We start from the raw sequence: 17,593 nt of genomic DNA, 5'->3' as shown, positions 1-17,593 counted from the left end.
GATAAAATAGTGGTGCTCATCAAGGTCCTTCTTTCTAATGGATTGTGTGGTAACACCATTAAAGACCTTGATGGGTTTTTCTGTCCACTTAAATGTTCAACTTAAATTTTACAATCTGCCATTTTTATAACAAGGAAGCCAGGGATAGCGGTGATTAGCCGTTATTCCTGGCTTTCAAGTTTCAGCAGCTAACATGTAACCAGTGCTAAGCCATTGAACAGTCATTTCGCTCACGTGAACTTCAGCCATAATTGTTGGTAGGCCATTATTAAGCAAGGTTTCGGAAAAGGCAGTGATGAAGCTCCCACAAAGCAGGGTAACTACCATTAGAATTTTATTGTGACGAGACATAATAACTCCTTTCAAAGAAAAAGAGCTGGACAGGAAATTAACTTCCTTATCCAGCTCTTATTTTTTCGCCCGCTGTTCTTGAGCGCCTGTTGTTAAATTACGAGTATCTTACCAAATAATGATTGTGTTTGCAAATTGAATGAAGCCATCTATTTCTTTTCATTAATGACTTTAGCATACATGTAAAACAGGTATACAGAAATCATTTAATCTTCTTTAATCAGAGAACAAAAAACTGCGATTGAGATTGCCCAATCGCAGTTTTCTTATATGCAGCCAAGTAGCGCCCTTTCCAAATCATGCTAGACAGTCATCAACGCTTAGCACCGCCAATCTTGGCAAAGCGGATAATCTGTTGGCAACGCTGAAGCTGCCAGGGGCTGATGACGTATTTGGTACTTTTATCTTTAAGTGATTGCACCGGCAGAATAATGGTTACAAGGATGCAACCAAGCAGCGTCAGCACTGCAAAGAACCAGTCCCAACCGCTGAGCAGGTGCCGGTTTGTGACGGTTTCGATATAGGCAATCCCGATCGGCAGGAAGAGGAAAATGGTCGTCGCCAGTCCTGGATTATACCAGATGCGCAGCTTGATATTCATCTCCAGGCCGTGGCCGAGGATTTGAAAGAGGCTGAAGAAGATCATTCCCAGACCAAACCAGTAAGCCCGGCTAAAGCAAATCGACAAGATGTAAAGCACCCAAGCACTAGTGTTAACCAGGCAGATCGACAGTTCGTTGCCCGGGTAGCGATCGGCCAGGGTCGTTTCGTTGTAAACCACCCGGTTGATAATCGTTGGTGCCCCGCCAGGCAGCTGGTATTCCTCCACCTGGTGTGCCAGCAGGGCCATGAAATTAAAGATCAGCAGCCACTGCACCCGGCTCATTTGGGGCTGTGCGAATATTAGCCATCCCACCATTATCAGCAGAAGGCCGCCACCAATTCGGTACCAGTTTTTAATTATAAATTTCATTTTCCACTCTCCTAAATATCTCATTTGTGCTACTGATAATAAAATGAAACATTCTGAAAGGCGATCTTTTCAGAGACAATGTACACACCACCGGGATAACTGTGACATTTAACCCCTACTCTTTACCATCCAATTGTTTTAGCCATTGCAGGGTCCCGGCCAACTCAGCAGTGAAACTCTCATCGGTAGTCAGCTGCTGGTCCGTAAACCAACCGTTGATGTTGTTGTAAATATTGCCAATCACCAGGCTGCGCAGGGTCCGGCTGGCTAGCAGGCGAACCCGGGGATGCCGGTAGGTCTTCACGAGCAAGTCGTGTAGCAGGTCCCGCAGCTCTTTCAGTTTATCCTGAGTAACCATCGCCGGTGCGTTTTGTAGCTGGTTGAGGACAAATCGAGCCAGACGTGGATGGGACAGTGCCTGGCTACGAATCACCAGCAGCTGGGCATGAAGCCCCGGATTCTTTGCTTGCTTTTGGCAGAAAGAGATTAGCTGGGCCAGGAGATCGTTAACGATCGCGGCCTTGAGGGCAGCCTGGTTTTGAAAGTACGGATAGAGTGCCTGGGAGTGAACCCCCAGACGACGGCCGATCGTGGAAAAGGTCGGCTGCTGGTCAGTCCTGATTAGTTCTTTGCCGGTCTGAATGATCAGTTGGCGGTTGAGTTTCGTCATCGTTTTCCTCCTTCGGTTGGTTAGCCCGGTAGATCCAGAAAATAAAGAGCAGCATCCAAACCGCTAGAACCACCTGGGTAATCAGCAGTGGCCGAGCGAAGCGGGTGGTCGACTGGTGAAAGGTAAAGTCGGCAAGAATTGCAGAAAAGCCGGTCAAACGAGCTGCCAGCAGCAGACTTAGCCAGAGGATCAGCTGGGTAGTCAGCCCGGCGATGGACATCAACCGGTAGGAAACCATGTACGAATTGTTGGCCGTACTCTGCTGGTCGTATTCTCGAATTGCCTCCTGATTTTGGACGGAAGCAAAAGCCCGGATCAGGAAGATGCCGACAAAGTAGGTATAGAAATTGAAGGTCAGCAAAAGCCCCGCAATGATCCCTAACAGCTCGGTCGTTAACGTGGTAAAGGGCAGCCGGCTGCAAAGTCCTTTCACCAGGCGCTCACCGATGATAAAGGCTAGCAGGTAGGCGACTGCCATCCAGGCATAGGTCTTGATTCCGTAAGTGACGCCGATGTAGACCGCACTGAAAATGGCGCAAAAATCAGCGCAAAGGCCAAACAGCATCAGCCGCAACTTTAGCGGCCAGGGCGTCGCCGTCGGGTGGGGCCGATTTGAAAGTGCAGCCGCGATAATCGCTACAACGATCAGTGCCAGCAGGCCGATCCCCCATATTGCCGGCTGGCCGGTACCGAGGCTACGCCCAATCCGCACTAAGAAAACGGAACAAAACAGTAGGACCGCCAGCACCAGGTTGGGGACACTGATGGTTATACGCGTCTTCCCCGGATGACGCAACGGGTCGTAATAAAAGCCAACTAGTCCCATCAGGGCAAAGAAGAGCAAGGCCGCAAAGGAGAGAGCCGGCCAGCGGCGTTCCGTCAGGGTCAGCAGTGCAATCAGCCCGATCAAGGAAAAAAGCATGATCCAGGCATTTCCCTTCTGTTGGTCCGCTGGTGACTGGCGATGGGTCAGGCGAAATTGTTTTGGACCGACGGGAAAAAGGCCGCCCCGATCCCGGCACCCATCGCGGAAAGATTCCACCAGATGGAATTGCATTCACCAAATATTCCAATCGCAAAACCGCTAAGCGCTGCCGCAAGGCCGATCCACCCAAGCAGGTTGTCAGAGTCATGGGCGCCACGGACGGCAAAGAGGGCCGTCCGGCGAAAGGCGTAGAAGAGCGCAAACGGCAAGGCGTCGATCACCACGTCCCCGTGCCGGGAAGCCAGCATTAGGTACAGCAAGAACGGCATCAAATTAATCGCAAAACCGCCAATGTTGAGCAGCAATTGGTTGTGCTGTTTGAAATAAGTACTCATTTTTTTGTCCCCTCATCATTATTTACACACTGTAAATAATAAGAGCGTGGCTGCAAAATTTCAATCAAAAACGCAAAAGCACCAGCAATCTTTTTACAATTGGCTGGTGCTTTTTGAACTTAATTATTTTCAGACGAAAAAGCTGGGTTGGCCTTGCGGACTAGTTGCGGAAACTCGCCGCTCAGGGTCCTAAATGCCTGCCGAACCTTTGCTGGCACATCGACATGGGCGATGTAACCCTTCCCCCGTGGACCGTAGCCGTTGACATCATCCGTTAGCCGCGGAATTTCACCCAGCAGCAATGAAATGTAATGCTCCAGCGACCACATCCCCGGAATCTCTTCGGCAATTGCCAGCCGCCCATTTTCTTCAACCACCGTGGCCTGGTAGGTGGCGTACTGAATAATTGTTTTCTCTGGACATTCTTTCCGCAGTCCTGCCGCCATCCGCCGCATCATGCTGGCATCCTGCATTAAAAGAATCGAATCAAAATCAATCTGGTGCTCGGCCAGCAAGTCCAACAGGTAGGTGATGTTGTTGCCACAATTGGTAGAGCGCTTTTCTAACAGTCTTACCGTTTCACCATCCGTCAGCTTGATATACTGCTGAAAAATTTCCGCCTCCGTCATCGTAGCCGTTGCCAGCTGTGGGTAACGTTGGTGGACGAGCCGCCGTAGCGTTGGCGTCGTATGGCCGTGACCACCGACAATGACGTAATGCTTGGCAAGCTTATTCTTGATCGCGGTCGCAAACTCATCCCCACCGGCAATGATACTGCCGCCAAAGAGGACCGCCACATCGACCTGCTTGATCCCGGCAGTCGCTTGGAGACTGACCTGGTCCAAGTGTGCAATGTCACGGGGCCCACAAAAGGCGGCCAGCGTATTGATGGCCTCAACTGTTCTCATCTTTAATCTTCCTCTTCATTTCCAAAATTGGGTACGGGTTCCCCTGGTCGTCTACCGGGGACCGCTTGACGACGGCAAAACCCATGTACTCATAAAAGCCGCGGGCCTGCGGATTCTGTTCATTGACCGCCAGCTCATCGACCCCATAGTGCTGGATTCCAAATTCTAGCAGCTGGCGTCCGACGCCCTGGCCTCGTTGGTTGGCGTCGACGAAGAGCATCTCAACCTTCCTGTCGTTGATGCCCATAAAGCCCACCGCCTGGCCGCTATCATCCCTGGCGATGATGAGGTGTTCCACCCCGGCAAAGGCCTGGGGAACATACTGCTTGATTGCCGCCACCTCGGCCGGACTCAAGAAGTCGTGGGTGGCCTTGACTGAACGTTCCCAGATGCCGAGGAGCGTCTCGCTTTCGGCCGGATTTAAGTTTGGTTGTTCGATAATCCTCATTTGTACGCTTTCCTTTCGTTTTCCACAATTATATCAATTTCCACCGATTGCTCCTAGCAAAAACAAGTTTCTTGATACATTGCCATTCTCCATAATAATAAATAAGCCCAGAAAAACGGTCAGCCCCCGTTCTTCTGGACTTGTTAACTTTGAGTATTAATCAGCAGTTACCTTAATTGCCTTGCTATAGTCAAGGTCACTCAATGTCTTCCCCCAATCAGGCAAGTTCGTCTTCTGGTCAAAGACTTCCCGCAGTCCAGGAGTAACCTTCTGTTCTGCTTCTTCTTGGTCTGACATCTTAGTAATTACATCTTCCCCATGATTTTTAACCACCTTAGCAGAGAAATTGGCATCGATAATTTGAGCACGCCCGGCCGCAACCAAGTCAGTGTACTTTAAGGCATCTTCCGCGGCAGCTTGATCCATCACACCACCGACAATGATTAGCTTCGTGCCGTCGCCAAGAAATGGGGTAAACAATTCCGCAAATGTTTTCTCGGAATCCTGAGGCTTTTCCTTATATGAACCCATCGACAGATGAATGTAGTCAAAGTCAAATTGGCTGGTTAATTCGTCAATAAGTTTGGTTGACTCATGCCAGGTGTAACCCACACTATCTGGGTTGATCTCTTCGGGACTAATTCGATAACCAACAATAAAGTTTGCGGGTGCATACTTCTTAACTACACGAAAGACTTCATTTGCCACGGCTAATGGAAAGGCATCAGGCTTTCCCCACTTGTCCGTTCGGTGATTAGAAAAACGAGAGAAGAACTGTTGGATTAGGTAGTGATTGGCACCGTGAATCTCAACGCCGTCAAAGCCCGCATCAATTGCACGCTTAGTAGCGGCCCCAAAGTCTTTTACCACTTGTTCCACTTCAGCCGTGGTAAAGGCTTGAACCCCATAAGGTAAGAATGAATAGTTAGCGCTTGTTGGCGCATATACCGGAAGTCCAAGATGCGCCCGATAATTAGCCTGTCGACCAGTATGAGCGATCTGCATGATGGCCTTATTACCATGCTTCTTCATGGTAGTTGCCAGCTTGGTCAAGCCCGGAACAAACTTATCATCATAAATTGCCAGCTGCGTGCGGTCATCTGCCCAGGTCATCGCCGGACCACCCGCGGGGCTAACGTAGTTGTATTCTACAATCATTAAGCCTGCCGAGTTAGAACGGGCGTCCCAATAAGCCAAAGTATCGTCCGTGACTGCTCCATTTAACCCACTGTTAGTCAACATCGGTGGTTGAACCATTCGATTATTAATCGTTGCACCGTGCTTAAACGTCACCTGATCGGCTAACTTTTTCATTCTGATTACCTCGCTTCTATTTTTGATATTTCAAGTATATCTCTCAATTTCACTTACGTAAAGTAAGTAGACTCGCAAGCATCAATTTCTGCTAACTGGTTGCAAAATTAAAGCAACCATTAAAGCCTTATCTAAGCCTAACGATGGTTTATCAATCCCTATTTCTAGCGAAAGCTGTCCTTCTTCAGGTGGTCAGCAATCTGCCCGGCAATTAGCTGCATCTGCGCCGGCGTTTCCTGAAAGTCGTGCCAACACCAGAGGTACAGCATCTGAAACATCCCACCCATCCCGAAAAACTGAGCGTAGAGATTATCTTTGATGTCGCTTTGGGAAAGCTCACTGTCCTCCAGGTGGTGAGTCCACGAGTTGACCAGCAGGTGAAAGCAATCGTTTTGTCGCAGAATTGTCAAAAGTTCCGTATGCCGGGTCCAGTAATTAAAGAAACGCTGAACCACCGCCCCAAAATTATTGGCGTCCTTAAGCTGCGCCATCAGCGCCAGGGTTTGTCGATCTACCTCTTGCAATAGAAGGTCATCGACGGATGAATAATGCCGGTAAAAGGTCCGCCGCGCATAGCCCGCCGTCGCACACAGCTGGGCAATACTGATCTTGGCGAGTTTTTCCTTCTTCAATAACCGATGCAGGGCCTCGGTGAAATCTCCTTGCGTCTGCTCGATTTGTCGCTGTCGGACGTGCTTAACTGTCACATTTTTTGCCATTCGTGCCACCTCGTTTTCAAATGATTGCGCCTGCTTTCCTCCTAGTATACGATAACATCATAAAAGTCACAAACATGACATTTAAGGAGGAGAATAAAATGAACTATTACCTGAAAAACTGGTACAAGATCAGTATCTTCATTGCCGCACTGGTCTTCGTCATTACACTGTTGGGCGATTTTGACTTCCGGGCCAAACTGGTGCTCGGCTCATTAGCAATTATCCACCTGCACTTCTATGAAGAAATGGGTTATCCCGGTGGTTTCCCATTCGTCGGCGAATACATGGAGCTGCACGTTTCCGATCCCGACCCGCGGAGTTGGGACCTCAACCTTGCCACGACCGCTTGGGGCAATGAATACTTTGCAGTGGCCGTTTACCTGCTGGCGCTGCTGCTGCCACAATACCGCTGGATGACGCTGGCGGTAATGCTCTTTGCTTTCCTGGAATTGGTCATGCACGCAGTGGTCTTCCCAATTCGAATGAAATTTTGGTACAATCCGGGACTGCTGACGGCGCTCTTTGGCCTGGCACCACTTGCAATCTACTACTTTATTGGCAATACCCAATATCACTTCAACTGGCTTGATTACGTCTTGGCAATCGCCTGGGATATCTTCAACTACTGGATGGCCTTCAAGTCACCAATCTACAAGCGGCTGGCCCGCCTGAAGCAGTACAGCTTCGGTCCAGAAAGCGCCGAACAGTCACTCAAATGGCTGAAAAACATTTACAAGAAGTAAGATTAAAGAGGCACCGAACCACCAATTTGGTTCGGTGCCTTTTACTAATTCGTTGTTATTTTTATTGACAGTTGTTACGTTTCTTACTATCTTAAAGCCAAGAATTTAATTTGGAGGAAGACAAATGGATCTGCGGACACGAAAAATTTACCAGGCATTAATCGCTGCCTGTCAGCAGCTGCTAACCGAGAAGCCCTTTGAAAAGATCACGGTGGCCGAGCTCTGCACGCGCGCCCAAACCAGGCGGGCCACCTTTTATAAGCACTTCGCCGACAAGTATGATTTCCTGGCCTTCATGATTACCACCATCCGCGCCGCAATCATCAATGAGAACATCCCGCAAAATGCTTCACCCGTCACTTATTACCACGCCCTGATCGATAGTGGCCTGGCCTTTGTCGAAAGCCACCGTGCGCTCCTGTTGGCCCTTGACAGCAGCCCTGCCGCCACCGGGGTAATCATGAACCTGAGCGAACAGCCGGGCAAGCCGGGCGACAAGCAGGTCCGGGCAATTTTGCCACCGGGGATGCAGGATGAGCTGGCCGTCCAGTTCCTAACCGGGGCACTCAACCAGTGCATCCGCTGGTGGCTGCACCATCCCCAAATGAGCAAGGCCGCGATGCAACAACGCCTCTACCGGCTCTGCGACCAGTTTTTAACTGGCACCCGTTAATCTTTCTTCGCAACCCGTTCGCACAGCCGGATCATCCGTCCAACGTACAGGGCGGAAAAGATCGTTCCCACGCCAATGCCGTAAAAGGGGCTCCGGCAAGCCAAGCAGACGACGACGGTGATGCAGACCATCGAAAGGTCAAAGCAGTTTTTGCAGAGGGAGTAGGCTTTTTTCGAGACCTTGGAGATGCTGACCACGATCCCGTCGACCGGGGCTACGACCAAATCCCCCTCGACCATCAAAAAGACACCGACCGCGCTGCACGTGTTGCCCAGCAGCAGAATCAGTGACCGCAGAATGATCTCGTGGCCGACCGTGGGCAAAATTGCGTTGTAGAGGTCGACGAACATCCCAAAGACAAAGGAGAACGGAATCTCCGCCACCAGTGCCCAGCTAAAGCGGCGCTCAATGATGAACTGGAGAATTACGATCAACAGGTAGACGATGATGTTGGTCTGGCCAAAGGTCAAATGGGGAAAGATCCGGCACAGTGAGTACGGTAAGGTGCTAAAGGCGGCCACCCCCAGCCCGGACCGGGTGTTGAGGTTGATCCCGACGCAAAGCAGGTTCATCCCGATCAAATAGCCGATCAGGCGCCGGTTCTCAAGCTTTTTCTTCATCCGCCCACCTCCTCAAGGTTCTTTGCCGCTGCCTCAATAGGGCGATATAGAGCAGATCAAAGACGCAACAGACAATCCCCATGATTAAAATATAGTTCCCTAGGGGATTATCGTTGAGCTGCCCGTAAATCGTCGGGGCGAGCGTCCCCAGCCACTTGGCAACGGCGATGCTCTGCGACTGCGCCTTGATATCGGGACGGCGCAACAGCTGGTCGATAAACATCGCCGACATCGCCGCGTTTTGGGCAAAGGCCGAGTAGATCGACGCCTGCTCCACGGTGCCGCAATTGAAGTAAAAGGCCAGCTGCAGGGCTAAGCCAAAGCCCAGCGCCAGGCAGGTATAGGGAACAAACAAGCGTTGGCCCCACTGCGGTAAATACTGCCGGCCAAATTTCAGCCAGGTGGCCAGGACCGCGACGTCGCAGAGTGCCCAGGCGAGGTTGGCGATTGACTGGGCCGGGATAAAGGAACGACTACCGAAAAGCCCATCTAGGCCGTAGATCCATTCCCAAGCCAGGTTCAATGCCAGAGCAAAGAGCGGCATCCCGCACGCCCGCTCGCAAAAGCCCCGGCGAATCAGTTCAATATAGACCACCGTCCACGCGACTCCGTTGATGTCGACTAACACTGTTCCAAACATTTGCATTCCCCCTTCGTAGCGTCTATTTCGACTATACGGCCCTGGCGTTAAACATCAAGAAGCAAAAAAGAGCAATCTGCAAATTTATTGACAGATCACTCTTTTTTGTTACGCATTTTATTAAATTTGGTTGTAGTAGGCCTGGACGAGCTTGATGAAGTCATCGATCGTGTAGGTCGTGCCAAAGTAGCGCTTGGCATCCCGGCGCCAGTATGCGTTCGGATCGACGTGGTCAGTTCCCCCGAGGTAGTTGGAAACCATGTTGTGGGTCCAGACCGTCCCAGAGCCATTCTTCGTTCCCTTCGTCACTGGCAGATCATACTTCTTCAGGATATAGGCCGTGTAATAGGCGGCGTTGGCCAGCTGCTTGGCAAAGCCTTGGGCGGAGGTTTCCCGGATCATCTCGAACTGGACGAAGTAGGGATTGGCCTTGGGTCCGGCCCCCTCCGCCATGTACTTGAGGCTGGCAATGTTGCGAATTTCACTACTATTGACGAAGGTGTGGACGAAGACCTCCTCCGTCTTGTAATTTTCCTCCATATAGGAAACTTCCCCACTTAGCGTCGAGTTGTTGGTTCCGGTATCGTGGATGACCACGCCGCGGGGCTTTCCACTAGCGGTCGCATAGGATTTGTGATTGAACTTGGTGTAAATTTGCTTGGTAACCTTGGCATGCGGGTAGCCCAACTGTGCCACGTAGCGATTGACCGGGTTAGTCATTGTCAGCGTTAGGTTTTTGGCATTGACGTAATAGGCCTTTCCATCAAGCATGATCTTGGCGTAGGTCACCTGCTTCTTGTCCCGAGTCAGCAGATAATACTTCCGCACAGTTCCAGAGGCGTTCCCGGCGCGCCTCGTCCGGACACGCGCCGAAAGCGATCGATAAAGGCTGGCCCCCTCCTTGACGGTCGCCGTTTGATTAACCGCATAAGACGTCGTTTTGGTCTGCTGGTAAGGCCGACGAAAAAAAGCAACCACGAAGATCAGCACCAGAATGATGATCAAGAGCCGGGTGTGTTTAAATTTTGGTGAATGATTTGAATGTTTTTCTGATCGACTTTGATAGTTTTGCATGCTTCTATTTTACAAAGATTTCCTTAAAGATGGCGAAAGAAAGCCGCTTTTTCATAAAATCATCATACTTTAACGAACTACTGAAGCAGCGCGTCGAAGATCACCAGGGCAGCGAGCCCGGCCGCGACCGTCAGCTGCATCCGGTAGGTGATCTTCAGGTAGGCCGCAAATTCCCGAACAAAGGCGTTGAGGGTGAAGTACCACCTGGTCTTGGCCCCGTAGCCAATGCACTTGAAGCCCTGGCGTTTGGCAATCAGCAGGGCCCGATAAACGTGGAAGGAGTTCGTCACCAACGCGACCTGGGCGCCGGACTTCATCAACCAGTAGGAAAATTTGATGTTCTCGTAGGTCGTTTTCGACTGGTCCTCCAAGATAATCCGCTCCGCTGGGACACCGTGGGCCACCGCGTAGTTTTTCATCGCGACAGCCTCAGGAATGACCTCGTCCGGCCCCTGACCACCCGACATCACCAGCTTAGCGTGCGGGTGGTGGGCAAGCAGGCCAATTGCCCGGTCGATCCGGGCCGCCAGCACGGGCGAGACCCGTTCACCGATCAGCCCGGCGCCCAGCACCACCAAGTAATCCAGCTGGTGCTTGCCGGGATTATAGAGGTTGAGGATCGCGGTCAGGGCGTACATTGAAACCAAAAAGAGCAAGTAAAGGGCCACCAGGCTGACGTACTCGTACAGGTAGGTTGTGAAACTCTGCCGGGCCAGCCGTCCGATAAATGGCCAGACTACCAGGTAGCCCACCAGCAAGAGCCCGGTTGCCAGCGACAGCATGTTGCGCACCTGCCAGCCTTCCTTGGTCAGGATCCTGATCCCCTCGGCAAGAAACATCACGACCACCGTCACCATAAACAACAAGGTCGCGATCAAAATCAAGAGGGCGATCGCCACCAGGATGCCGAGCAACACTTTGTGATCGGCGCCCGTCACGTTGAAGATGATCATTGCGCTGACCAACAGCAGCACGCCTAGGCTGACGACGGTCAAGACAGCCAGCGCTCCCGTCCAAAGGGTCCGTTTGTCATGGTGCAGAACCGCCGCAAAGCTGCCGGCACAGGCCAGAAAAATCACCAGTGCAATGATTAGAGAACTCGTCACTGCGTCCACCTCCCAAAAGTTTTCTCCCATTTTACCAGATTAAGAAAGGACCCGGCAGCACCAAATTGGCGCCGGGTCCTTTCTTAAAGATAAGCTTATTCAACTGATTCCGAGGCGATGATCAGCATCTTGCCGTCCAGCGTCCATTCGTCAATCGTGGCTGGCATCAAGAGATGGGTCCCCTTTTTGAGGTCGTAGGTCTTGCCGGCAGCACTCAGGGTCCCTTCCCCGTCGATAATTGACATCAAGGTGTAAGGGCCGTGTTCGTGGCGCCGCGTCAGCTTACCGTTAATATCCCACTTGTAAACGCTGAAGAACGGCGAGTCGGGCTGGGTGATCAGCGTGGTGACCGTGGAATTGCCGAACTTTTCCGTGCTGATGTGGAGGTCCGGCTCCTTAAACGGCACCGTCGTTACGTCGATTGACTGCTTGAGGTGGAGGGCCCGCTTCTTGCCGGTCTTCTTATCCACCCGGTCGTAGTCGTAGATTCGGTAGGTTGTGTCCGAGCTCTGCTGGGTTTCCAGCGCCATGATCCCCTTGTTCAATGCGTGGATAGTGCCACTCGGGACGTAGACAAAATCACCGGTCTTGACCGGCTTTTTGGCGAAGAGCTTGCTCCACTCGTGCTTGTCGATCATCTCTTTGAGTTCTTCCCTCGTCTTGGCGGTGTGGCCATAGGTCAGGTAGGCCCCCTCATCGGCGTGGATGATGTACCAGCACTCGGTCTTGCCCAGTTCATGCTCGTGCTCCTCGGCGTAGGCGTTGTCCGGGTGCACCTGCACGGACAGGCTGGCCTCCGCATCCAGGATCTTGGTCAAGAGCGGAAAGACCTTCGACTTGGGATTACCAAAGACTTCGGGGTGCTGGGCGTAGACGTCCGGTAATAATTGCCCCTTGAATTCGCCATTTTCAATTTCGTTGGGACCGTGCGGGTGTCCCGAGATAGCCCAGCACTCGCCGATCGTTCCCGCAGGAAGGTCGTAGCCAAAGTCGGTTGCCAGGCGCCGACCACCCCAGATTTTCTCATGAAAGACAGGTTTTAAGAATAACGGTTCTACCATTAATATCACATTCCTTTGCATTAAGCGCTTACCATTTTTATCAGTTCCTATCATAGCGCTAATTCGGCCAAATTCAACTAATCACGAAGTAATTTTACTTGGGAAGCAAATTAATTTTCTTAAGTTTTTTCTTAAAAGTTGTTGACAAAGATTAGATTTCAATTATAATGAACCCATAATCAATTAATCGAAACAAACATATCGAAAAGCAGAGTAAGCAGCCAAGCTTTTAAGAGAGCTTCCGGGTGGTGGAAGGAAGTAAGCGTAACTGCCGAAGATGGGCTTGGAATGGTACCGGCGATAGTTAGTCGGTAACGGGTTAGCACACGTTATTCGTGCTAGGTAATTCTAATGATTTGATTAGAGTAACCTGCTGAGGCTGTACCGGTGACGGTATGGCGAATAAAGGTGGTAACGCGAGCACTCGTCCTTTGAATTAGGGACGAGTGCTTTTTTTATTCCAAGCATTCGATCGTGACGATTAATTGAAACTAACAAATGCATAACAACTAGAAAGGGAGTTTTTACTATGCGGAAGAATCGGAAGAAGAGAAATGCAATTATTTGGACCATCGTCGCTGTCTTAGTGATCGTCTTTGGTTACTTTAGTTTTGTTCGGCCCCAACAGCAAGCCAAGCGGACGGTGACCGTCGGGATTATGTCCGGGGACAAGAACGACGAGAACCTCTGGAAGTCCGTTGCCAAGACCGCCAAGGATAAGTACAACGTGACGATCAAGACCAAGGAATTCACCGACTACAACCAGCCAAACAAGGCCCTGCAAAACGGGGACGTTGACTTAAACGCCTTCCAACACAAGCTGTTCTTAAAGAACTGGAACCAAGCTCACAAGACCAACATTGTTTCCTTAGGTGACACCTTCATCACGCCAATCCGGGTTTACTCCAAGAAGTACAAGAGCATCAAGGACCTGCCAAACGGGGCCACGATCGCCGTTCCAAACGACGCCACCAACGAATCCCGGGCCCTCACTGTTCTAAAGAACGCCGGCCTGTTCACCCTGAAGAAGGGCACCAAGCTCGCCACTGCTAACTCAATCGCAAGCAACCCGAAGAACATCAAGATCAAGGAACTGGCCGCTGACCAAACCGCACGTTCCTTGAACGACGTTGACGCCGCCGTTGTTAATACCAACTACGCTCAAGCCGCTGGCCTCAATTACAAGTCCGCAATCTTCGTTGAACCAATCAACAAGGACGCTAAGCAATGGGTCAACATCATCGCCGTCAAGAAGAGCGACAAGAACAACGAACTGTACAAGGATGTTGTCAAAGCTTACCAGACTGAAAAGACGAAGCAATTCCTGAAGAAGCACTACGGCAGTGCCGAAATTCCAGCCTGGAACCTGAACTTCAATAAGTAATAAACGGAGGGATTTGCATGGCAGAACCAATCATTAACTTACAAGACATTGATGTGACCTTTAAGCAGGGCAAGAAGGTTGTCCGTGCCGTCCAGGACGTCAACCTGCAGATCCAGCCCGGCGACATCTACGGGATCGTTGGTTACTCCGGTGCCGGGAAGTCAACCCTGGTCCGGACGATCAACCTCCTCCAAAAGCCAACCGCTGGGACGGTGACCGTTGATGGCGACACCTTCTTCAGTGATCACCAGCAACAGGTTTCTGGCAAGGAGCTTCAGACTAAGCGCCGAAATATCGGGATGATTTTCCAGCACTTCAACCTCTTAAACGAAACCTCGGTGATCGAAAACGTCCTCTTCGCCTTAAAGCACAGTGACCTGGATGACGACGCCCAGGAAAAGAAGGCGCTCGAACTGCTCGATCTGGTCGGCTTAAAGGACAAGGCCGAGTTCTACCCGGTCCAACTCTCCGGTGGTGAACAGCAGCGGGTCTCAATCGCCCGGGCGCTGGCCAACGATCCGAAAATCCTGATCTCCGATGAAGCCACCTCGGCCCTCGACCCGCAAAACACCAATCAGATCCTGGACCTCTTAAAGCGCCTCAACCAGGAGCGCGGCCTGACCGTCGTCCTCATCACCCACGAAATGGACGCCGTCAAGCGGGTGGCCAACAAGATCGCCGTCATGGAACACGGGAAGATCATTGAAAAGGGCGCTCTCCAGGACGTCTTCCTGCGGCCAAAGCAGGAATTGACCCGCCAGTTCGTCGGTGGCTCACTGGCCGCCGTCGACACCCTGAAGGCCTTCAACCTCGACCACCTGGCCGACAACGAAGAGCTCTTCCAGCTGGTCTACAACGGCAATAACGTCACCCAGTCGATCATCGTTGAGCTCTACAAGCGGCTCAACGTCGAAGCAAGTATTCTCTACGGGAACGTCGAAGTCCTCTCCGGCCAACCGGTTGGGACCCTGTTCGTCGTCGTCAAAGGAGACGATCAGCAGCGCAAGGACGCCGTCAAGTTCCTGCATGATAGCAACGTTACCGTAACCAAGATTGATGATAGGAGGATTTGGAATGAGTAGTCTTTTCCCTAACGTAGTAGAACTCGGCTGGTCCGGTGATAACGGCTGGGGCACGTCGATTCTCCAAACACTGTACATGACTTTCTGGCCCGCCATCTTTGCCGGCCTGCTCGGGCTCTTCTTCGGGGTCGCCCTCGTCGTTACCGAACCCGGTGGCATCCTGGAAAACAAGGTCTGGTTTAACATCTGCGACAAGATCGTTTCTATCTTCCGGGCCATCCCGTTTATCATCCTGCTGGCCTTCATCGCACCGTTCACCCAGCTGCTGGTCGGTACCCAGATCGGGACGACCGCGGCCCTGGTGCCACTGACGGTCGGGGCCTTTGGCTTCTACGCCCGGCAGATTCAGGTGGCTCTAGAAAGCGTCGATCACGGTAAGATCGAGGCTGCCCAGGCCATCGGGGCAACCAATTGGGACATCATCCACGACGTTTACCTGCGTGAAGGACGTTCCGAAATCATCCGGGTTTCAACCGTTACCCTGATCAGCCTGGTCGGCCTGACTGCCATGGCCGGGGCGATCGGTGCCGGTGGCCTGGGGAACACCGCCATCTCATACGGTTACGATCGTTTCAACAACGACGTCACCCTGGTGGCCACCCTGCTGGTCCTCTTATTCGTCCTGATCATCCAGATCGTCGGTGACCTGCTCGCCAAGAAGTTCAACCACCAGGATCGTTAATTTGCGCTAATTGTTTGATTGGAAGGAGTAGTTCTTATGGAAGATAGTGAAAAGGTAAAGATTCTGCAGGACCTGATCAAGATCCATTCCGTCAATGGGAACGAGGTGGCAGTCGCCCGCTACCTGCAAAAGCTGCTCGCGGCTCACGGCATTGAAGCGACCGTCGACGAGTTCGGCGATCACCGAGCCAACCTGACCGCCCAGATCGGTCAAGGCAACGATCCACGGGTGCTCGCCCTGACTGGACACCAGGACACGGTCGCCGTCAGTGATCCCGAAAGCTGGCAGCACGACCCGTTCGGCGCTGAAATCGACGGCGACCGTCTTTACGGACGTGGAGCTGCCGACATGAAGAGCGGTCTGGCCGCCCAGGCCCTCACCCTGATCGAGCTGAAGGAAGAAGGTCAATTGCCCGCCGGCACGCTGCGCTTCATTGCCACGGCCGGTGAGGAATACGGGACGCCGGGGGCCAACCGCCTCGAGCAGGCGGGCGCGGCAAAGGACATTGACGCCCTGGTCGTTGGTGAACCAACCAGCGGCAACATCATCTTCGCCCACTCCGGCAGCATGAACTACCAGGTCACCAGTCTCGGCAAGTCCGTCCACAGTTCCCGCCCCGCCGACGGGATCAACGCCATCAGCGGTTTGGTTGCCTTTATTCAGGCCGAAAGCCAGCTCTTCGACGATGTGCAAGACGACCCCTACCTAGGAAAGCTCCAGCACAGCGTCACCGTCATCAAGGGCGGCGACCAGGTCAACACGATTCCGGACCGGGCCATCCTGCAGGGCAACATCCGGCCCACGGCGCTCTTTGACAACGACAAGGTCATCGCACGACTCAAGCAGACGATCGACCATATCAACCAGACCACTCCTTACCACCTCGAATTAACAATTCTGATGAGCTTTCGGCCGGTGGCAACCGATCCTCAAAGCAAGTTCGTGCAGGGTGTCTTAAACGCCGCCCAGGCGAACTTTGCTAAGGAGATCAAGCTCGACATCATCAACGGGGCCACGGACGCCAGCGTCTTCACCCTGCATCGGCCAGATCTTCCGGTGGTAGTGCTCGGCTGCGACAAGTGGGAGCGCGCCCACCAAAAGGACGAGTACACCACCATCTCCAGCTTCCTTTCCACCATTAAAACCTACAAGCAAATCATCCATGATTTCTTCGATTAGAAGATTATTAACTCCCTTCCAAACGCTGAGAATTTTCCTCAGCGTTTTCTTTTGGCAATAAGTTGATAATTGGCCGGCCCGGATCAGCAATTGTTTAAGAAAAGGTGAAGATTTATTTTAGCGAATCATTTTTCGTTCACTATCCAATCTTTGGACAATTTGGGCCCTACCACCCTGCTGGGAACACACTACCAGATTATTAACTATTCCTAAGCGTTTAATAAGCATTGTCGCCGGTTTTGCTTAGCGAAAAATTACCCAATTATTATCAGCGTAATGGCCGAAACTTGTTATAATATGGGTGTTGAAAGATATCAGAGCTTATTTAGAAAAGGAAGGGTGTTTACCATGATGTCAGCTCTTAGTAACATGATTGCTGTTGTAAGTTTCATTGGAATTATTTTGGCTTCTGCTGCCGGGATGTTTATAGGTGGTAAACCCCAAGAATAACTAATCCAAGCAATTATTCATTATAAGCAAAGGCCCCAGCTCAAAACGAGCTGGGACCTTTGCTTTTTCTTTCTCCCGGTTTGTAAAATTAAGTTAGAAACATAAAAAAGCCATCTGTGATAGACTTTTGAATAACCACAAACAAAAGCAAAGGATATCACAAATGACCTATCATCATCTTACCACACGCGAACTG

The 17,593-nt window shown here is 51.5% G+C and carries 19 protein-coding genes and 1 other annotated feature; of the genes, 6 read left to right on the top strand and 13 right to left on the bottom strand.

Going from position 1 to position 17,593, the window contains the following annotated elements; translation table 11 throughout:
- Positions 1–664: 664 nt before the first annotated feature.
- The 8 genes from OCT58_RS07855 to OCT58_RS07820 all read right to left on the bottom strand — a co-directional run bounded on the left by OCT58_RS07855 (position 665) and on the right by OCT58_RS07820 (position 6,703).
- Positions 665–1,324 (bottom strand): HXXEE domain-containing protein, encoded by a 660-nt coding sequence (locus OCT58_RS07855; protein WP_267202324.1) that lies wholly within the window; start codon positions 1,322–1,324, stop codon positions 665–667.
- A 115-nt stretch (positions 1,325–1,439) separates the two neighbouring features.
- Positions 1,440–1,994 carry a TetR/AcrR family transcriptional regulator gene (locus OCT58_RS07850; protein WP_267202323.1) on the bottom strand — a complete coding sequence of 185 codons (555 nt, stop codon included), beginning with the start codon at positions 1,992–1,994 and terminating at the stop codon, positions 1,440–1,442.
- Complete coding sequence (locus OCT58_RS07845; protein ID WP_267202322.1) at positions 1,936–3,051, bottom strand: hypothetical protein; 1,116 nt, start codon at positions 3,049–3,051, stop codon at positions 1,936–1,938. Before OCT58_RS07845 ends, OCT58_RS07850 begins: the two co-directional genes overlap by 59 nt.
- Positions 2,964–3,314, bottom strand: coding sequence for a hypothetical protein (locus OCT58_RS07840; RefSeq protein WP_267202321.1), 351 nt, complete (start codon positions 3,312–3,314; stop codon positions 2,964–2,966). The genes OCT58_RS07845 and OCT58_RS07840 overlap by 88 nt, the downstream gene beginning before the upstream one ends.
- A 119-nt stretch (positions 3,315–3,433) precedes the next feature.
- Complete coding sequence (locus OCT58_RS07835) at positions 3,434–4,222, bottom strand: YdcF family protein (RefSeq protein WP_267202320.1); 789 nt, start codon at positions 4,220–4,222, stop codon at positions 3,434–3,436.
- The gene (locus OCT58_RS07830; protein ID WP_267202319.1) at positions 4,209–4,670 is read right to left on the bottom strand and encodes an acetyltransferase; all 462 of its coding nucleotides are present in this window, start codon (positions 4,668–4,670) and stop codon (positions 4,209–4,211) included. Before OCT58_RS07830 ends, OCT58_RS07835 begins: the two co-directional genes overlap by 14 nt.
- A gap of 156 nt (positions 4,671–4,826) precedes the next feature.
- A complete protein-coding gene (locus OCT58_RS07825; RefSeq protein ID WP_267202318.1) occupies positions 4,827–5,984 on the bottom strand; it encodes an oxidoreductase in 1,158 nt (385 codons plus the stop codon).
- 164 nt (positions 5,985–6,148) lie between these two features.
- Positions 6,149–6,703 carry a TetR/AcrR family transcriptional regulator gene (locus tag OCT58_RS07820; protein ID WP_267202317.1) on the bottom strand — a complete coding sequence of 185 codons (555 nt, stop codon included), beginning with the start codon at positions 6,701–6,703 and terminating at the stop codon, positions 6,149–6,151.
- A 98-nt stretch (positions 6,704–6,801) separates the two neighbouring features.
- On the opposite strand from OCT58_RS07820, the gene OCT58_RS07815 reads away from it, so the two are divergent.
- Together OCT58_RS07815 and OCT58_RS07810 are read left to right on the top strand one after the other, a co-directional pair.
- Positions 6,802–7,446, top strand: coding sequence for an HXXEE domain-containing protein (locus OCT58_RS07815; protein WP_267202316.1), 645 nt, complete (start codon positions 6,802–6,804; stop codon positions 7,444–7,446).
- A gap of 124 nt (positions 7,447–7,570) precedes the next feature.
- On the top strand, positions 7,571–8,119 hold the full coding sequence (locus tag OCT58_RS07810) for a TetR/AcrR family transcriptional regulator (protein ID WP_267202315.1): 549 nt from the start codon (positions 7,571–7,573) through the stop codon (positions 8,117–8,119).
- Here OCT58_RS07810 and OCT58_RS07805 read toward each other — a convergent pair.
- The 5 genes from OCT58_RS07805 to manA form a co-directional block, all read right to left on the bottom strand.
- Positions 8,116–8,739: a YczE/YyaS/YitT family protein gene (locus tag OCT58_RS07805; protein ID WP_267202314.1), complete on the bottom strand. Its 624-nt coding sequence runs from the start codon at positions 8,737–8,739 to the stop codon at positions 8,116–8,118. The genes OCT58_RS07810 and OCT58_RS07805 overlap by 4 nt on opposite strands.
- Entirely contained in the window at positions 8,723–9,379 is a 657-nt protein-coding gene (locus OCT58_RS07800) for a transmembrane-type terpene cyclase (RefSeq protein ID WP_267202313.1), read from the bottom strand. Before OCT58_RS07800 ends, OCT58_RS07805 begins: the two co-directional genes overlap by 17 nt.
- Before the next feature lie 120 nt (positions 9,380–9,499).
- Complete coding sequence (locus tag OCT58_RS07795; RefSeq protein ID WP_267202312.1) at positions 9,500–10,453, bottom strand: peptidoglycan recognition protein family protein; 954 nt, start codon at positions 10,451–10,453, stop codon at positions 9,500–9,502.
- 77 nt (positions 10,454–10,530) lie between these two features.
- Positions 10,531–11,559, bottom strand: a complete 1,029-nt coding sequence (locus tag OCT58_RS07790) for a YdcF family protein (protein WP_267202311.1) — start codon at positions 11,557–11,559, stop codon at positions 10,531–10,533.
- Positions 11,560–11,654: 95 nt separating this feature from the next.
- Positions 11,655–12,620, bottom strand: a complete 966-nt coding sequence (manA, locus tag OCT58_RS07785) for a mannose-6-phosphate isomerase, class I (RefSeq protein ID WP_267202310.1) — start codon at positions 12,618–12,620, stop codon at positions 11,655–11,657.
- A gap of 192 nt (positions 12,621–12,812) precedes the next feature.
- Positions 12,813–13,055: a binding site (T-box leader), on the top strand.
- 94 nt (positions 13,056–13,149) lie between these two features.
- Between manA and OCT58_RS07780 the strand changes: the two genes are divergently transcribed.
- From OCT58_RS07780 to OCT58_RS07765, 4 genes are read left to right on the top strand one after another with little or no spacing between them, the layout of a single operon-like run.
- On the top strand, positions 13,150–14,004 hold the full coding sequence (locus tag OCT58_RS07780; RefSeq protein ID WP_267202309.1) for a MetQ/NlpA family ABC transporter substrate-binding protein: 855 nt from the start codon (positions 13,150–13,152) through the stop codon (positions 14,002–14,004).
- 17 nt (positions 14,005–14,021) lie between these two features.
- Positions 14,022–15,086, top strand: a complete 1,065-nt coding sequence (locus OCT58_RS07775; protein WP_267202308.1) for a methionine ABC transporter ATP-binding protein — start codon at positions 14,022–14,024, stop codon at positions 15,084–15,086.
- Entirely contained in the window at positions 15,061–15,768 is a 708-nt protein-coding gene (locus tag OCT58_RS07770; protein WP_438361122.1) for a methionine ABC transporter permease, read from the top strand. The genes OCT58_RS07775 and OCT58_RS07770 overlap by 26 nt, the downstream gene beginning before the upstream one ends.
- A gap of 36 nt (positions 15,769–15,804) precedes the next feature.
- Positions 15,805–16,947 carry an ArgE/DapE family deacylase gene (locus OCT58_RS07765; protein ID WP_267202306.1) on the top strand — a complete coding sequence of 381 codons (1,143 nt, stop codon included), beginning with the start codon at positions 15,805–15,807 and terminating at the stop codon, positions 16,945–16,947.
- Positions 16,948–17,593: the final 646 nt, after the last annotated feature.

Source organism: Limosilactobacillus kribbianus (assembly GCF_026413145.1).
GTDB classification, from domain to species: domain Bacteria; phylum Bacillota; class Bacilli; order Lactobacillales; family Lactobacillaceae; genus Limosilactobacillus; species Limosilactobacillus kribbianus.
The sequence above is the reverse complement of the archived record's forward strand: the minus strand, read 5'-3'. Positions and strand labels throughout refer to the sequence as shown.

Bases quoted from the DNA above. Each gene is read 5' to 3' on its own strand.
- OCT58_RS07820 (WP_267202317.1), bottom strand. From the start codon at position 6,703: ATGGCAAAAAATGTGACAGTTAAGCACGTCCGACAGCGACAAATCGAG.
- OCT58_RS07800 (WP_267202313.1), bottom strand. From the start codon at position 9,379: ATGTTTGGAACAGTGTTAGTCGACATCAACGGAGTCGCGTGGACGGTG.
- OCT58_RS07810 (WP_267202315.1), top strand. From the start codon at position 7,571: ATGGATCTGCGGACACGAAAAATTTACCAGGCATTAATCGCTGCCTGT.
- OCT58_RS07805 (WP_267202314.1), bottom strand. From the start codon at position 8,739: ATGAAGAAAAAGCTTGAGAACCGGCGCCTGATCGGCTATTTGATCGGG.
- OCT58_RS07845 (WP_267202322.1), bottom strand. From the start codon at position 3,051: ATGCAATTCCATCTGGTGGAATCTTTCCGCGATGGGTGCCGGGATCGG.
- OCT58_RS07835 (WP_267202320.1), bottom strand. From the start codon at position 4,222: ATGAGAACAGTTGAGGCCATCAATACGCTGGCCGCCTTTTGTGGGCCC.
- OCT58_RS07780 (WP_267202309.1), top strand. From the start codon at position 13,150: ATGCGGAAGAATCGGAAGAAGAGAAATGCAATTATTTGGACCATCGTC.
- OCT58_RS07795 (WP_267202312.1), bottom strand. From the start codon at position 10,453: ATGCAAAACTATCAAAGTCGATCAGAAAAACATTCAAATCATTCACCA.
- OCT58_RS07850 (WP_267202323.1), bottom strand. From the start codon at position 1,994: ATGACGAAACTCAACCGCCAACTGATCATTCAGACCGGCAAAGAACTA.
- manA (WP_267202310.1), bottom strand. From the start codon at position 12,620: ATGGTAGAACCGTTATTCTTAAAACCTGTCTTTCATGAGAAAATCTGG.
- OCT58_RS07830 (WP_267202319.1), bottom strand. From the start codon at position 4,670: ATGAGGATTATCGAACAACCAAACTTAAATCCGGCCGAAAGCGAGACG.
- OCT58_RS07770 (WP_438361122.1), top strand. From the start codon at position 15,061: ATGATAGGAGGATTTGGAATGAGTAGTCTTTTCCCTAACGTAGTAGAA.
- OCT58_RS07840 (WP_267202321.1), bottom strand. From the start codon at position 3,314: ATGAGTACTTATTTCAAACAGCACAACCAATTGCTGCTCAACATTGGC.
- OCT58_RS07815 (WP_267202316.1), top strand. From the start codon at position 6,802: ATGAACTATTACCTGAAAAACTGGTACAAGATCAGTATCTTCATTGCC.
- OCT58_RS07825 (WP_267202318.1), bottom strand. From the start codon at position 5,984: ATGAAAAAGTTAGCCGATCAGGTGACGTTTAAGCACGGTGCAACGATT.
- OCT58_RS07775 (WP_267202308.1), top strand. From the start codon at position 14,022: ATGGCAGAACCAATCATTAACTTACAAGACATTGATGTGACCTTTAAG.
- OCT58_RS07765 (WP_267202306.1), top strand. From the start codon at position 15,805: ATGGAAGATAGTGAAAAGGTAAAGATTCTGCAGGACCTGATCAAGATC.
- OCT58_RS07855 (WP_267202324.1), bottom strand. From the start codon at position 1,324: ATGAAATTTATAATTAAAAACTGGTACCGAATTGGTGGCGGCCTTCTG.